General features: G+C 59.8%; 14 protein-coding genes. 8 read left to right on the top strand and 6 right to left on the bottom strand.

Annotated elements, in window-relative coordinates:
- Positions 1-222: 222 nt before the first annotated feature.
- Positions 223-1,059 (bottom strand): bifunctional allantoicase/(S)-ureidoglycine aminohydrolase, encoded by an 837-nt coding sequence (locus E1573_RS08140; RefSeq protein ID WP_133212404.1) that lies wholly within the window; start codon positions 1,057-1,059, stop codon positions 223-225.
- Positions 1,060-1,242: 183 nt separating this feature from the next.
- A complete protein-coding gene (locus E1573_RS08135; RefSeq protein WP_133212403.1) occupies positions 1,243-2,223 on the bottom strand; it encodes an aliphatic sulfonate ABC transporter substrate-binding protein in 981 nt (326 codons plus the stop codon).
- A 203-nt stretch (positions 2,224-2,426) separates the two neighbouring features.
- Between E1573_RS08135 and E1573_RS08130 the strand changes: the two genes are divergently transcribed.
- Positions 2,427-2,888 carry an FAD/FMN-containing dehydrogenase gene (locus tag E1573_RS08130; RefSeq protein ID WP_133212402.1) on the top strand — a complete coding sequence of 154 codons (462 nt, stop codon included), beginning with the start codon at positions 2,427-2,429 and terminating at the stop codon, positions 2,886-2,888.
- 92 nt (positions 2,889-2,980) lie between these two features.
- Here the strand turns inward: E1573_RS08130 and E1573_RS08125 are convergent, their stop codons facing one another.
- Positions 2,981-3,451, bottom strand: coding sequence for an Lrp/AsnC family transcriptional regulator (locus E1573_RS08125; protein WP_133212401.1), 471 nt, complete (start codon positions 3,449-3,451; stop codon positions 2,981-2,983).
- 100 nt (positions 3,452-3,551) lie between these two features.
- Between E1573_RS08125 and rarD the strand changes: the two genes are divergently transcribed.
- Complete coding sequence (gene rarD / locus E1573_RS08120) at positions 3,552-4,490, top strand: EamA family transporter RarD (protein ID WP_133212400.1); 939 nt, start codon at positions 3,552-3,554, stop codon at positions 4,488-4,490.
- Here rarD and E1573_RS08115 read toward each other — a convergent pair.
- Positions 4,454-5,461, bottom strand: a complete 1,008-nt coding sequence (locus tag E1573_RS08115; protein ID WP_133212399.1) for a GlxA family transcriptional regulator — start codon at positions 5,459-5,461, stop codon at positions 4,454-4,456. The two genes, rarD and E1573_RS08115, sit on opposite strands and share 37 nt — an antisense overlap.
- Positions 5,462-5,582: 121 nt before the next feature.
- Here E1573_RS08115 and E1573_RS08110 point away from each other — a divergent pair, with 121 nt between their 5' ends.
- From E1573_RS08110 to E1573_RS08085, 6 genes are all read left to right on the top strand, one after another.
- Complete coding sequence (locus tag E1573_RS08110) at positions 5,583-6,146, top strand: hypothetical protein (RefSeq protein WP_133212398.1); 564 nt, start codon at positions 5,583-5,585, stop codon at positions 6,144-6,146.
- 128 nt (positions 6,147-6,274) lie between these two features.
- Positions 6,275-7,000: an IclR family transcriptional regulator gene (locus tag E1573_RS08105; RefSeq protein WP_133212397.1), complete on the top strand. Its 726-nt coding sequence runs from the start codon at positions 6,275-6,277 to the stop codon at positions 6,998-7,000.
- Positions 7,001-7,020: 20 nt separating this feature from the next.
- On the top strand, positions 7,021-7,959 hold the full coding sequence (hutG, locus tag E1573_RS08100) for a formimidoylglutamase (RefSeq protein ID WP_133212395.1): 939 nt from the start codon (positions 7,021-7,023) through the stop codon (positions 7,957-7,959).
- A 43-nt stretch (positions 7,960-8,002) separates the two neighbouring features.
- Entirely contained in the window at positions 8,003-9,211 is a 1,209-nt protein-coding gene (gene gltS, locus E1573_RS08095) for a sodium/glutamate symporter (protein ID WP_133212393.1), read from the top strand.
- A gap of 513 nt (positions 9,212-9,724) precedes the next feature.
- Positions 9,725-10,822 carry a carboxynorspermidine decarboxylase gene (locus E1573_RS08090; RefSeq protein WP_133212421.1) on the top strand — a complete coding sequence of 366 codons (1,098 nt, stop codon included), beginning with the start codon at positions 9,725-9,727 and terminating at the stop codon, positions 10,820-10,822.
- A gap of 27 nt (positions 10,823-10,849) precedes the next feature.
- Positions 10,850-12,085, top strand: a complete 1,236-nt coding sequence (locus E1573_RS08085) for a saccharopine dehydrogenase family protein (protein ID WP_133212391.1) — start codon at positions 10,850-10,852, stop codon at positions 12,083-12,085.
- 111 nt (positions 12,086-12,196) lie between these two features.
- Here E1573_RS08085 and E1573_RS08080 read toward each other — a convergent pair whose 3' ends face one another.
- Positions 12,197-12,628 (bottom strand): MAPEG family protein, encoded by a 432-nt coding sequence (locus E1573_RS08080; protein WP_133212389.1) that lies wholly within the window; start codon positions 12,626-12,628, stop codon positions 12,197-12,199.
- A gap of 68 nt (positions 12,629-12,696) precedes the next feature.
- Positions 12,697-14,373: an MFS transporter gene (locus E1573_RS08075; RefSeq protein WP_133212387.1), complete on the bottom strand. Its 1,677-nt coding sequence runs from the start codon at positions 14,371-14,373 to the stop codon at positions 12,697-12,699.
- Positions 14,374-14,526: the final 153 nt, after the last annotated feature.

Raw genomic sequence — 14,526 nt, 5'->3', positions numbered from 1 at the left:
ACTGCACAGGTAGCGAGGCTTCATAGCACGGGCTCCATGGCCGGCGTCAGGTCAAAAAAGCATAGGCCGGTGGGAGCAGGCTTGCTGTGGGAGCGGGCTTGCCCCGCGATGCTATCTGGCTGACACACCGCAATCGCGGGGCAAGCCCGCTCCCACAGCAAGCCCGCTCCTACATCCAGGCAAAAAAAAAGCCCGCCAGTGACGGCGGGCTTTTCGTGAAGCTTAGCGCTGAGGGTTCAGCACCAGGTTCATGTGACGGTTTACATCTTTGTACAGCAGGTAGCGGAACGGGCCTGGGCCGCCGGAGTAGCAGGCTTGCGGGCAGAAGGCGCGCAGCCACATGAAGTCACCGGCTTCGACCTCGACCCAGTCCTGGTTCAGGCGGTACACCGCTTTACCTTCCAGCACGTACAGGCCATGTTCCATCACGTGGGTTTCAGCAAACGGAATCACGCCGCCTGGCTGGAAGGTCACGATGTTGACGTGCATGTCGTGGCGCATGTCGGCCATGTCGACGAAGCGCGTGGTGACCCAGGCGCCGTCGGTGCCTGGCATCGGGATCGGCTCGATGTCCTTTTCGTTGGTAACGAAGGCTTCCGGCAGTGCCAGACCTTCAACCACTTGGTAGTGCTTGCGGATCCAGTGGAAGGTGACGTTTTTGCCGCTGTTGTTACGCAGGCTCCACTCGGCTGCCGGCGGAATGAAGGCATAGCCGCCTTCTTTCAGGGTGTAGGGCTTGCCTTGCAGGGTGATATCGACTTCACCCTCAACCACGAACAGCACCGCTTCAGCGTTCTTGTCCAGCTCAGGGCGTTCGCTACCGCCTTCTGGCGCCAGTTCAACGATGTACTGCGAAAAGGTTTCCGAGAAGCCAGTCAGCGGGCGGGCGATGACCCACATACGCATTTTGTCCCAGAACGGCAGGTGGCTGGTGACGATGTCACGCATCACGCCTTTCGGGATCACGGCATAGGCTTCGGTGAACATGGCACGGTCTGTCAGCAGCTCGGTTTGAGCTGGGTGCCCACCGTGAGGGGCGTAGTAAGAAGATTTAGACATGGACAGTCTCGACTTGTTGTTGTGTCCCCGTGCCTGGCAGCGCCGGCTGGCACTGCGGGGGGAGGCATGGACACGATATAGACAAGCTCGTGCTATCCACAAATTAAATGTTGAAATACCCGGTATTTGATTCGTGAATGCCGACAGCGCTGATTCACGCGTCGGCATCGCACCACTATCGGCTCACGGCAAGACCGAGGTCGGGTAGACCGCTTCGGCGACGCGCAACGGCTTGGGAATCAAGCCCAGACCCTGGAAGGTGTCGGCCAGTTTCTGTTGTTCGGCAGTGATTTTGCTGTCGATGGGCACCGCATTGTAATTGCGCCGTTCACTGGCTACTTGCAGCACGTCGGCGCTGATCCCCAGTTGCGGGGCGAGCAGAGCGGCCACTTCATCGGGTTTGTGGTTGGCCCAGTCGCTGACCTTGGCCAGTTCACTGAAGAAGGTTTTCAACAGGGCGCGGTTGTTGTCGGCAAACGTGGCAGACGACAGGTAGAAGGTGCGGTTGTTGGACAGGCCACTGCCATCGCGCAGGTTTTTAAGGCCGGGCTGTTTTTCTGCGGCAGCCAGGAACGGGTCCCACAGGGTGACAGCCTGCACACTGCCCGATTGCAGTGCCGCTACGGCGTCGGCGGCGTTGTTGACGTAGGCCGGGGTGATGTCTTTGTAGCTCAGGCCGGCATCCTGCAGGGCCACAGCCAGCAGGTACTGGGCGTTCCAGCCACGGCCGGTGGCGACGCGCTGGCCCTTGAGCGCCTGAATGTCGGTGATGTGGTCTTGCTCGCGCACCACCAGGCCGATGCCGCGTGGGTAGGGTTGCTCGGCAGCGAGGTAAACCACTGGCTTGCCAGCAGCCTGAGCAAACACCGACGGCGCATCGGCGGCGTGGCCCAGGTCAATGGCGCCAGTGCTCAAGGCTTCGAGCAGTTGCGGGCCGGCGGCGAACTCATACCAACTGACGCTGACCCCTTGGGGCGCCAGAGCTTTTTCCAGGGCGCCGCTGCCTTTGAGGATATTGATGCTGTTGAATTTCTGGTAACCGATACGCAGCGTTTTGCTCGGTTCGGCCAGTGCGCTTTGACCAGGCAGTAGCAGGGCGGCGAAGGCGGCAAACAGGCCGCCGGTGAGCAGGCGGCGCAGGGGAGAGTGAGGCTGTTGCGGCATGGGCTGACTCCAGAGGCTTGAGGGCAAGTGGTGTCGGAAAATATAAGGAGCCCGTGCTTGCGCTTCAATTTTTTTATTCCTTTTTGTTAGATTGTTTAGTTATTTTTATATCTTTTAATTTGTAATACTTTTTACCGGACCGGCATGCTGTAACGGCCTACCATTCACGCGGCATTACCCTTCACTCCACACCGAGGTCTCCTGTGAAATACCTGATAGCCCTGTTTTTGAGCCTGTCGCCGCTGCTGGCTCAAGCCGTCGAAGTTGGCGAACGCCTGGCACCCTGGACGCTGCTTGATCAGTACGACCAGGCCTACAGCCTTAACGACCAGACCCGCACGCTGCTGGTGGCACGCAACATGGATGGCGCCAAGCTGGTCAAGGCGGCCTTGGCCGACCGCCCCAAGGGCTATCTGGAAGCGCGGCAGACGGTGTTTGTTGCAGATATCCAGCGTATGCCGGCGTTGATCTCCAAACTGTTCGCTATCCCGGCCATGCGTGACTACAACTACCGTGTGTTGCTTGACCGTGACGGTGCTGTGGCCACGCGCTATGCAGGCGCCGAAGAGAAAGTGTTGTGGCTGCAACTGGACAAGGGCCAGGTGGTCAGCCAGCGTGAGTTCGCCACCGCCGAAGAACTGCGTAAGGCGCTCGAACAAGATTGAATGAGCTACCGGTGGGAGCGGGCTTGCCCCGCGGATCGGCTGTGCTGACACACCGCAATCGCGGGGCAAGCCCGCTCCCACAGTAAACCCATTCAGCGCGTCAAAATGGGCACCTGCAAGGTCGATTTCACCCGCTCAAGCACCACGATGGTACGAAACCACTTCACGTTCGGGTTGTCGTGGAACAGGCGTTGGGCCAAGGCCTGAAATTCACTCATGCTCGCCACCGTTAGCACCAGCATGAAGTCGGCGTCACCAGTGACGTAATAGCACTGCTGGATTTCCGGCCCGGAGAAGGCCTGCTTCATGACTTCCAGGTCTGCCGATTGGGTGCGATCGGCATGTACCTCGACCATCAAGGTGATCACCTGACCAACCTTTTCCGGGTTGACCACCGCCGCGTTGGCCTGAATGAAACCGGCCGTCTTGAGCCGTTGGATGCGACGCTGCACCGAGGCACTGGACAGATGCACCTGCTCGGCCAGTTCCCGCAAGGGCACGCTGTTGTCTTGTTGCAGGAGGTTGAGCAGCGCGAGATCGAAGTCATCCAGAGCAGGTTTCATGTGCAAAAATTTCTCATTTTTGTAGTGAAAATCGAGGGCACTTATCAGGCGTAGCGCAATAAATTATCACCTCTCGACGCCTCCAGTGAAGGACACCACCATGCACCGCCCCGCCATTCCCAATGCCTCTTTGGGCGTATTGCTCAACGTACTGGCGTCGGTTCTGTTTGCCGTTATGTACGCCTATACCCACTTGCTCGAACCGTTGGGCGGTGTGGAAATCTACGGTTGGCGGATTCTGCTGACGGTGCCTTGCCTGACGCTGATGGTGCTGCTCACCGGGCACTGGCATGAAGTGCGCCGACTGTTCCAGCGGCTGTTTGAAGAGCGCCTGTTCTGGGCTGTGCGCCTGGTGTCGGCAGCGCTGCTGGGTGTGCAGTTGTGGCTGTTCATGTGGGCGCCGATCAATGGCTATGGCCTTGACGTATCGCTGGGTTATTTCCTCATGCCGCTGACCATGGTGGTGGTCGGCCGTCTGGCCTTCAAAGACAGTATCAGCCGTCTGCAACTGCTGGCGTGTGCGTTGGCGGCGCTGGGCATCATCAACCAGATCGCCATTGCCAAAGCCATTACCTGGCCGGTGCTGGCCGTAGGCTTGGGCTATCCGCTGTATTTCTGGCTGCGTCGGGTCAGTGACAGTAACAACATGGGCGGTCTGTGGTTCGACATGAGCCTGAGCCTGCCGGTCAGTCTGTGGCTGGTGATCAAAGGTGGTGTGGTCATCAGTGTGGCGGGCAGTGGTTCGGGTTTGCCATGGCTGGTGTTGGGCCTGGGGGCGATCAGTGCCTCGGCACTGGCCCTGCAAGCGCTGTCTGGGCCGCGGCTGAACCTGACCCTGTTCGGCTTGCTGATTTACGTCGAACCGGTGCTGTTGGTACTGGCCTCGATCCTGCTGGGTGAAAGTATCGCCCCGGCCCAATGGCCGACGTACATTGCCATCTGGTTGGCGGTGCTGGTGTTGGTGGTGGAGGGCGGCCTGAGCCTCAACAGCAGTCGCCGTGGTTATTCGCCCAGCCGCTGCTCACGTGAAGGCGGATAGCCGAAGTAAGCGCTGTAGCACTTGCTGAAGTGCGACACCGAAACAAAGCCGCAAGCAATCGCCACGTCCATCAGCGGCAGGTCGGAGTATTGCAGCAGGCGGCGGCTCTTGGTGATGCGCAGCTCCATGTAATAGCGACTGGGCGAAGTGCCCAGTTGCGCCTGGAACAGGCGGTCGATCTGGCGTCGCGAACGACCGCAGTAGGTCGCCAGTTGATCGAGGCTCAGGGTTTCTTCCAGGTTGTTTTCCATCAGCTCGACAAGGGTGCGCAGCGGCGCGCTCATGGATTTCTTTGCGCTGCTGTCGACCCGCCGGAAGCGCGCCCCGGAAAACGCCAGAATCTCCTCGACACCGGCAGCCAGCGCCTCGCCTTGTTGCAGCTTGAGCAGCGCCAGCATCATTTCCAGCGCGCCGTTGGGGCTGGCGGCGGTCAAACGGTCGCGGTCCAGTACAAAGCTTGCCGGGGTGATCGTGCTTTGCGCACTGCGTTCGGCCAGGCTCGCGCGCTGCTCGGGATGAATGGTGCAGCTGTAGTCCGTCAGCACCCCGGCGCGGCCCAGAAAGTAAGCACCGTTCCACAGCCCGCCCAGGGCCATGCCCTGGCTGGCCGCATCGCTGAGCAATCGGTCCAGCTGCGGGTACTTGAGCGGCGTACGCAAGCCGCCACACACCACCAGCATGTCCAGGTCCGCCAGAGCACTGCGCGCCAACTCTGCCGCATAGACCTCCAACCCCAGGTCGCTGATAACCCGCTCGCTGCCCAGCGACAGCGGTGTTATGGCAAACAGGTTGTTCTGCAGCAGGTTGGCCGTTACCAGTACATCCATGGCCACGGTAAAACTGGCCATGGAAAAGTTCTCCAGCAGCAGAAAACCAACGCGGTAAGCGGGTGACGCGCAGGCCTGCGGGTGCTTGAGATTCAGCATGTTGCTGGTGCTGGTTTTCTGGCTGAAGTGGCGGGGGGTGGGCAATTTGGGCTCCGCTGGGCAATGGGGGCAACGCGTGCGCTGTCGATCATGCCTGACATCCTGCTGGATGCGAATAGATCGACGTGGCATCTTCAGGGCCTGGCCCTTGTCGAAGCGTCGTGCCATGCCCTCAGCTCATCTTGACCCGCTACGCCGAGAAATAGAACAACGCAAGGTTGCGCCCGCCCCGGCACCGTGGCAACTCAAGGCGCAGTTGACCATTGCCGGCCTGCTTGAGGTTGGTTTTGACGATGACAACGAGCTGCTGCTGGTTGCCTCCAGCTCTGGGCGCAGTGTGATCGACTGTCAGAGCGGGGCAAAGGTGGCCCGTGACCGCACGGATAACCTGGGCAGTGATCGTCACCTGCAAACCCGTGGCATCGGCCCGTTGCAGGAGCGGGTCATCCGCATGAGTGGGATCAACGGCGGTGGCCTGCCGCTGGCGACCGCCGATGGCTGGATGGTCGAGGACATCACCTTGGCTTGGCCTGAGCAGCACTTGCTGCTGATTGAGCCCGGTTCGTGGCTGCACGGCGCGCGCTACAACCGGCCGGCGCTGTTTCACAAGCTTGCGGTGGAGCTGGAGGTGAGGGCGTTCGGTTTTTCCTATACCGGCCTGAGCCTGGTAATTGCCACCGCCGGAGAGCTGCTGGTGTACGGGCGCTGCGCGAAAACCCTGGAGATCTGATCGTTCACCCCCGCCTAAACCTGTTTCGACAGCCCCTCGTCGCTTTTCGCTGCAATATTTCCCACTTAGTGGGAATCGTGTTTCACCCTTTGGGAAAACCCTGTGCACCATGTTCGCAAGGAGCACATATGAACTACAACACGCCCACAGATCGCCTGTTGCAGATTCTCGTTGCCCTTGGCCAGGCCAATGAAGCCGTGTCGGCCAAGGAACTGAGCCTGCAACTGGAACAACCGTTGAGCAGCACCTACCGGCATTTGAAAACCCTGCTGCGCTGGGGCCTGGCCGAAGATAACGGCCACGGCCGCTACCTGCCAGGGCCGGCCTGCCTGCAGTTGGCCAACCGCTTTGACCGCGAGGCACTGCTGGTGTCGCAGGCGATGCCGGAACTCAAGCGCCTGGCTGAATTGAGCCGGGAAAGCGTTGCCTTGATGGTGCCGAGCAATGGCCAAGCGATTTGCATCGAGCTGATCGACAGCCCGCAACCGCTGCGTTGCTGCTACCAGAAAGGCCTGGCCCAACCGTTGCTGGTGGGCGCCTCGGCGCGGGTACTGCTCGCCCATATGGCGCCGGAGCGCAGCGAAGCGATCTTGCACGAGCAGGGCGTAGACGCTGAAGGCATCGAAGTCTATCGGCAGAGCTTTCTGCCCATTCGCGCTCAGGGCTACGCCGTGAGCCTCGGCGAAATCGATGACGGCATCTGGGGTGTCAGCGCCCCAGTGCTCGACAGCCGCAACCGCCTGCATGGCGCAATCAGCCTGATGGCGCCGGCCTTTCGTGCTCAGCAAAACAGCGAGCGCCTGACCCGCTGGACCCGAGAAGTCGCCCTGCGTGTAGGTGCACGGCTGGACTGAATTCACCAGGAGTACCCCGCATGACCACACAACTTGCCTTGCCCGAATGGCAAGGCCGTATCGACGCCGGCGAAGGATCATCGGCACTGCGCTGGCACCAATGGGTGCAGCCGTACCGTACTGCGCAAGCGTCAGGCACCGCACTGGTGGGCCTGGCCTGTGATGAAGGCGTCAGCCGCAATCAAGGCCGCAGCGGCGCCCGCCAGGGGCCAACGGCCTTGCGCAAGGCACTGGCCAACCTGGCCTGGCGCGGCCAGTTGCCGGTGTACGACAGCGGCGATATCGCCTGCCTCGACACCGACCTGGAAGGTGCGCAGCAGGCTTACGCCGAGCGCGTACATCACCTGCTGGATCAGGGCCATTTGCCCCTCGGTCTGGGGGGCGGCCATGAAATTGCCTACGCCAGCTTCCTCGGCCTGGCCGAACACCTGCGCCAGCATGAAAATCAGCCGCGTATTGGCATTCTCAACTTCGATGCCCATTTCGACTTGCGCCATGCCGCGCAAAGCAGCTCTGGCACACCATTTCGGCAAATCGCCGAGTACTGCGAACAGGCCGGGCTGGCCTTCGATTACTGCTGCCTGGGTGTCAGTGAACTGAACAACACGCAAGCGCTGTTTGACCAGGCCGAACGCCTGAACGTGCGCTATCGCCTCGACCGGCAGATGCAGCCGTGGAATGTCCCGGCGCTGGAAGCGTTTGTCGAGGCGTTCCTGAGCGGTATCGACCACCTGTACATGACGATCTGCCTGGATGTGCTGCCCGCCAGCCAGGCCCCTGGCGTGAGTGCGCCGTCGGCCCACGGCGTTGACCTGATGGTGGTCGAGCACCTGGTCCGTCAGGCCAAGGCCAGCGGCAAGTTGCGCATGGCCGATGTCGCCGAACTGAATCCGAGCCTCGATCAGGACCAGCGCACCGCCCGTATCGGTGCACGGCTATTGGCCAGCCTGATCGATTGAGTCTTTCCCATTAACCCAAGTATAAAAACAAGAGTGCTTTCCCATGCTGACCCTGCAACTCGATGCATTGACCACCGTCGCGCTGGCGCTTGTGCTGCTGGCGATGGGCGCGCAACTGAAAAAACACAGCTACTGGCTGCGTCAACTCTGTGTACCAGCCCCGGTCATCGGTGGCTTTGGCTTCGCCCTGGTGGTGTGGTTCCTGCGTAACCAGCAATGGCTGGATATCAAACTCGACACCGCCATGCAAACCCCGCTGATGGTAGCGTTCTTTACCACTGTGGGCCTTGGCGGCAGCCTCGGCCTGCTGCGCCAGGGCGGCAAGATCCTCTTCGTTTACCTTGGCGCCTGCTGGGGCCTGGCCTTGCTGCAAAACGTCGTCGGTGTCGGCATGGCCAAGGTGCTGGGTATCGACCCGTTGTTGGGGATCATGGCTGGAGCGGTGTCGCTTGAAGGCGGCTTCGGTGCGGCAGCAGCCTTCGGGCCGATTGCCGAGAGCCTGGGCACCAGCGGCGCGACCACCGCAGCACTGGCCTCGGCGACCTTCGGCATGATCGCCGGTGGCCTGCTCGGCAGCCCGCTGGCACGCTACCTGATCGACCGCAAGAAACTGGCGGTCAAGTCTGACCAGGACCAGACCCTGCAAGCGCTGGGTAAGGCCAGCGAAACCCTGAGCGTGCCGCTGGATGCAACTGTTCTGCTGCGCCTGCTGACCTGCATGCTGGTGATCATGGTGCTGGGCTTCTGGATCGGCAATGCCCTGAACGAACACCTGGGCATCGTGTTGCCGGTGTACGTCGGCGCGATGTTCGTCGCCATCATCCTGCGTAACTTCAACGATCGCGCACGGGTCATCGACATCCCCGACAATGCCGTCAGCACGGTGGGCGATATCAGCCTGGGCATGTTCTTGACCATGGCCATGATGAGCCTGAAGTTCTGGGAGCTGGAGCAACTGGGCCTGCCGTTGCTGGTGATTCTGGTGGTGCAGGTACTGATCATGGTGTTGCTGTGCATTTTTGTATTGTTCCGCATGTTCGGTGGCAACTACGATGCGGCGGTACTGTGTGCTGGCTACATGGGCCATGGCCTGGGCGCCACGCCCAACGCGGTGGCGAACATGGGCGCCATCTGTGACCACTACAAAGTGTTCTCCCACAAGGCCTTCATCATCGTGCCGCTGTGTGGCGCGGTGTTGATCGACATCGTTGCCTTGCCGTTGATTACCTGGTTCATCAACGCCTTCGCCTGATTGAATCGGTGGGAACTGGCTTGCTCAAATTGTAAGCGCTGAGCCGGTGGGAGCGGGCTTGCCCCGCGATGCAATGTATCTGATATACCGCAATCGCGGGGCAAGCCCGCTCCTACAGCAAGCCCGCTTGTGTCTTGAGGACGGAATAGAATCCAAAGCACTCTCACTCGTTGAGTTTAAGAGGGTTTGGCCATGTCTTCTAGGCCCGGTGGGAGCGGGCCTTGCCCCGCGATCGGCTGCGTAGCGGCCGTAAAAACAGCTGTTTGCAAGGCAACTGACATACCGAGGCGACCGAATTGCTGCCGCTTCGCGCCAGATCGCAGGGCAAGCCAGCTCCCACCGGGAGCAGGCTTCATGGTCAATGGTCACTTCGGGCAAAGCCCTCACAAACGGCCAAAACAGGGCCCTGACGACCATTGACGTGGCGAAAAGCGTTTTTCTCCCTTTCGATAACCATCGAGGAAGGGCACAATGCGTGTCCTTTTTTTGGCCGGCCTGGCCGGGGGCCTCGAAATGATCAAAACGCCGTACTACCTCATCGATAAAACCAAGCTGCTGCGCAACATGGAGAAGATCGCCTACGTGCGTGAAAACTCCGGCGCCAAGGCGCTGCTGGCACTCAAGTGCTTTGCTACCTGGTCGGTGTTCGACCTGATGCAGCAGTACATGGACGGCACCACGTCGTCTTCGCTCTACGAGCTCAAGCTGGGCCGTCAGAAGTTCGCCGGCGAAGCGCACGCCTACAGCGTGGCCTGGGCCGACGACGAAATCGGCGAGATGGTCGAAAACTGCGACAAGATCATCTTCAACACCATCGGCCAGTTGCAGCGTTTTGCCGAGCAGACCGAAGGCACCGTGCGCGGCCTGCGTGTCAACCCGCAAGTGAGCAGCTCCGACTACCTGCTGGCCGACCCGGCGCGTCCGTTCAGCCGTCTGGGCGAATGGGACCCGGTGAAGGTCGAGGAAGTCATCGAGCAGATCTCCGGCTTCATGTTCCACAACAACTGCGAGAACAATGACTTCGGCTTGTTCGACCAGATGCTGGGCACCATCGAAGAGCGCTTCGGTCACCTGCTGCACAAGGTCGAGTGGGTGAGCCTGGGCGGCGGTATCCACTTCACCGGTGACGACTATCCAGTTGACGCCTTCTGCGCGCGCCTGAAGGCGTTCTCCGAGAAATACGGTGTGCAGGTCTATCTGGAACCGGGCGAAGCGGCCATCACCCAGAGCGCCTCGCTGGAAGTCACCGTGCTCGACACCCTGTACAACGGCAAGCACCTGGCCGTGGTCGACAGCTCCATCGAAGCCCACATGCTCGACCTGCTGATCTACCGCCTTAACGCCAAGCTGGCGCCAAGCACCGGCGAACACACCTACATGGTGTGCGGCAAGTCGTGCCTGGCCGGAGACATCTTCGGCGAATACCAATTTGATCGTCCGCTGGCCATCGGCGATCGGCTGTCGTTTGTTGACGCAGCGGGTTACACCATGGTCAAGAAGAACTGGTTCAACGGCCTGAAAATGCCGTCCATCGTAGTGAAACAACTCGACGGTAGTGTCGAGGTGGTTCGTGAGTTCGGTTTTGAAGACTACCTGTCCAGCCTTTCCTGAGCTGGCAGATAAGGAGAGATAGAGAAATTGAAGAAGAACGTTCTTATCATTGGTGCAGGAGGTGTCGCCAAGGTGGTGGCCCACAAGTGCGCGCAGCACAACGACGAACTCGGTCGTATTGCCATCGCGTCGCGCAACATCTCCAAATGCCAGGCCATCATCGACAGCGTCAAGGCCAAAGGCAGCCTCAAGCAGCCGGCTGAAATCAAAGCGTTCGCGCTCAATGCGCTGGATGTCGAAGCGACCAAGGCGCTGATCCGCGAAACCGAATCGCAGATCGTCATCAACGTCGGCTCCGCCTTCCTCAACATGTCGGTGCTGCGTGCTTGCATCGATACCGGCGTGGCCTACCTGGACACCGCCATCCACGAAGAACCGGGCAAAATCTGCGAAACGCCGCCTTGGTACGGCAACTACGAGTGGAAACACCTCGAAGAATGCCAGCAGAAGAACATTACCGCCATTCTCGGCGTAGGCTTTGACCCGGGTGTGGTCAACGCTTATGCGGCGTTGGCGCAACAACAGTATTTCGACCGCATTGATTCGATCGACATTCTCGACGTCAATGCCGGCTCACATGGCAAATACTTTGCCACCAACTTCGATCCGGAAATCAACTTCCGTGAGTTCACCGGACAGGTCTGGAGCTGGCAGAACAGCCAGTGGACCAGCAACACCATGTTCGAGGTCAAGCGTACTGACGACCTGCCAGTGGTAGGCTCGCAGAACCTGTACCTGACCGGCCACGACGAAGTGCATTCGCTGTCGAAGAACCTCGACGTACCGAACGTACGTTTCTGGATGAGCTTCGGTGAACACTACATCAACGTGTTTACCGTGCTGAAAAACCTTGGCTTGCTCAGCGAGCAACCGGTCAAAACCGCTGAGGGCCTGGAAGTCGTGCCGCTCAAAGTGGTCAAGGCAGTACTGCCCGATCCTTCCTCGCTGGCACCGGGCTACACCGGCAAGACCTGCATCGGTGACCTGGTCAAAGGCACCAAGGATGGCCAGCCACGTGAGATCTTCATCTACAACGTGGCCGACCATGAAGAGGCCTACGTCGAGACCGACAGCCAGGGCATCTCCTACACCGCCGGTGTACCACCGGTGGCTGCGGCCTTGCTGGTCGCACGTGGTGAGTGGGATGTACAGCGCATGGCCAACGTCGAGGAGCTGCCGGCTGAGCCGTTCCTCAAGGCGCTGGACGTGATGGGCTTGCCGACTCGCATCAAAGATGAGAATGGCGACCGTCCCTGGAACTGATAGACCGTTAGTTCACAGGTGGTAACCGGGCGGGATTGACGCAGTGACTGCGTCAATCCCGTTTTTTTGCGCTCGCCAGTGGGAGCGGGCTTGCCCCGCGATAGCGGTGTGTCAGCTCCAACGTATCGCGCCCATTGCTACCATTCCCGCCAGGCCTAACAGGCAGATGACCCCCACTGCATAAGCAATCGTGCGCCAAGGCTGCCAGCGTGCCAGGTAGCTCACGGTGTGTGCCACGCGCGCTGCTGTGAACAGCACCATCAACCCGGCGGTAAGCACGAATGGCGGGTTGAACGGCAGACACAATGCGCCCAACACAAAAAACACCGGAATGTTCTCAAGGTCATTGGCCCAGGCCTGCGCGGCGCGGCTGACCTGTGGCAACTCTTGCGGGCTGGGCTGGCGCCCGACAAAGCCTGCGTCTTCGGCGTTTTTGAAGGTCAGGCGGCTGATGCGATAAAAACCCTGATAACAGGAAATCGCCAGCATCTTTAAAAAAAGGACGACGACACACAGGGCAAAGACGCTCATTAGATCGTGCATATTCATTCCATTGAAAGCGGGGGGGCGTGATCATCGCCCAACCCGCCATGTCGCGTACAGCCTCTGTTTCAGCCGTGATGGATATCCCGGTCCTTGGTTTCCGGCAAAAACAGAATCCCGAGGATGGCGGTCATCACCGCAATCACGATCGGGTACCACAGCCCGTAGTAGATATCCCCGGTGGCTGCGACCATGGCAAACGCCACTGTCGGCAGGAAGCCGCCGAACCAGCCGTTACCGATGTGGTAGGGCAGCGACATCGAGGTGTAGCGGATGCGGGTGGGGAACAATTCCACCAGCCAGGCGGCAATCGGGCCGTAGACCATGGTCACGTAGATCACCAGGATCGTCAGGAGCAGCAAGACCATGGGGTAATTGGTTTTACTCGGGTCGGCTTTTTCCGGGTAACCGGCGTCTTTGAGGGCTGTGGTCAGGGTGGCGGTGAAGGCATCGTTCTGGGCTTTGAAGTCGGCGGCCGGCATGCCGGTGCCCTCGAAACTCTGCAGCACTTTGTCGCCAATGCGTATTTGCGCGACTGTGCCCGGCTCAGCCTTCATGTTCTCGTATGGAATCGCACGTTTGGCCAGGATGCTCTTGGCCAGGTCACAAGAGCTGGTGAATTTGGCTTTGCCCACTGGGTCGAACTGGAACGAGCACTGGTTGGGGTCGGCAATCACCGTGACCGGGTTTTTCTCCTGGGCGATGAACACATCCGGGTTCCCGTATTCAGTCAATGCCTTGAAGATCGGAAAGTAGGTCAGCGCCGCGATGATGCAGCCGGCCATGATGATGCCTTTGCGGCCAATGCGATCAGACAGGCTGCCGAAAAAAATGAAGAACGGTGTGCCGATCAATAGCGATCCGGCAATCAGCAGGTTGGCGGTTTGCGGGTCGATCTTGAGCATCTGCAGAAGGAAAAACAGCGCGTAGAACTGCCCGGTATACCACACCACAGCCTGACCGGCAGTGCCGCCCAGCAAGGCCATGATCACCACCTTGAGGTTGTCCCAGCGAGCGAAGGACTCAGTCAACGGTGCCTTGGAGGCTTTACCTTCGGCCTTCATTTTCATGAACACTGGCGACTCGCTCAACTGCAGGCGAATGTACACCGACACGATCAACAGCAGGATCGACAGCAGGAAGGGAATGCGCCAGCCCCAGGCTTCGAAGGCTTCAGTGCCCAGCACCGTGCGACAGGCCAGAATCACCAGCAGCGAGAGAAACAGCCCCAGGGTCGCGGTGGTTTGAATCCATGAGGTGAAGTAGCCTCGTTTACCTTGTGGAGCATGCTCGGCCACATAGGTCGCCGCACCACCGTATTCCCCTCCCAACGCCAGGCCTTGCAGCAGGCGCAGGGTAATGAGGATGATCGGCGCTGCAACGCCGATGCTTGCGTAGCTGGGTAGCAAACCGACGATGGCGGTAGACACACCCATGATGACGATCGTGATCAGGAAGGTGTATTTGCGCCCGATCATGTCACCCAGCCGCCCAAACACGATGGCACCGAAGGGGCGTACGGCAAAGCCTGCGGCAAACGCGAGGAGGGCGAAGATGAAGGCGGTGGTTTCGTTGACGCCAGCGAAGAAGTGCTTGGCGATGATCGCGGCGAGGGAACCGTACAGGTAAAAGTCGTACCATTCGAACACGGTGCCCAAGGACGAGGCAAAAATGACTTTGCGCTCTTCCTTGGTGATGCCGCGGTTGGGCGTGCTGCCACTGGACGTGCTATCGATTGCCGCCATGAGTATTCTCCGACTTGTTTTAACAGGCCGGAGCACCTACAAGAATTACCGCACCCTGGCCCTGGGGTTCGCGGTCTTGCATTGCTGCAAGGTTGTTAGAAGCATAATCACCTTTTTGCAGATATCCACTTGGTAGGAGCGGGCTTGCCCCGC

Source organism: Pseudomonas sp. H9 (assembly GCF_004353925.1).
GTDB lineage: Bacteria > Pseudomonadota > Gammaproteobacteria > Pseudomonadales > Pseudomonadaceae > Aquipseudomonas.
The sequence above is the reverse complement of the archived record's forward strand: the minus strand, read 5'-3'. Positions and strand labels throughout refer to the sequence as shown.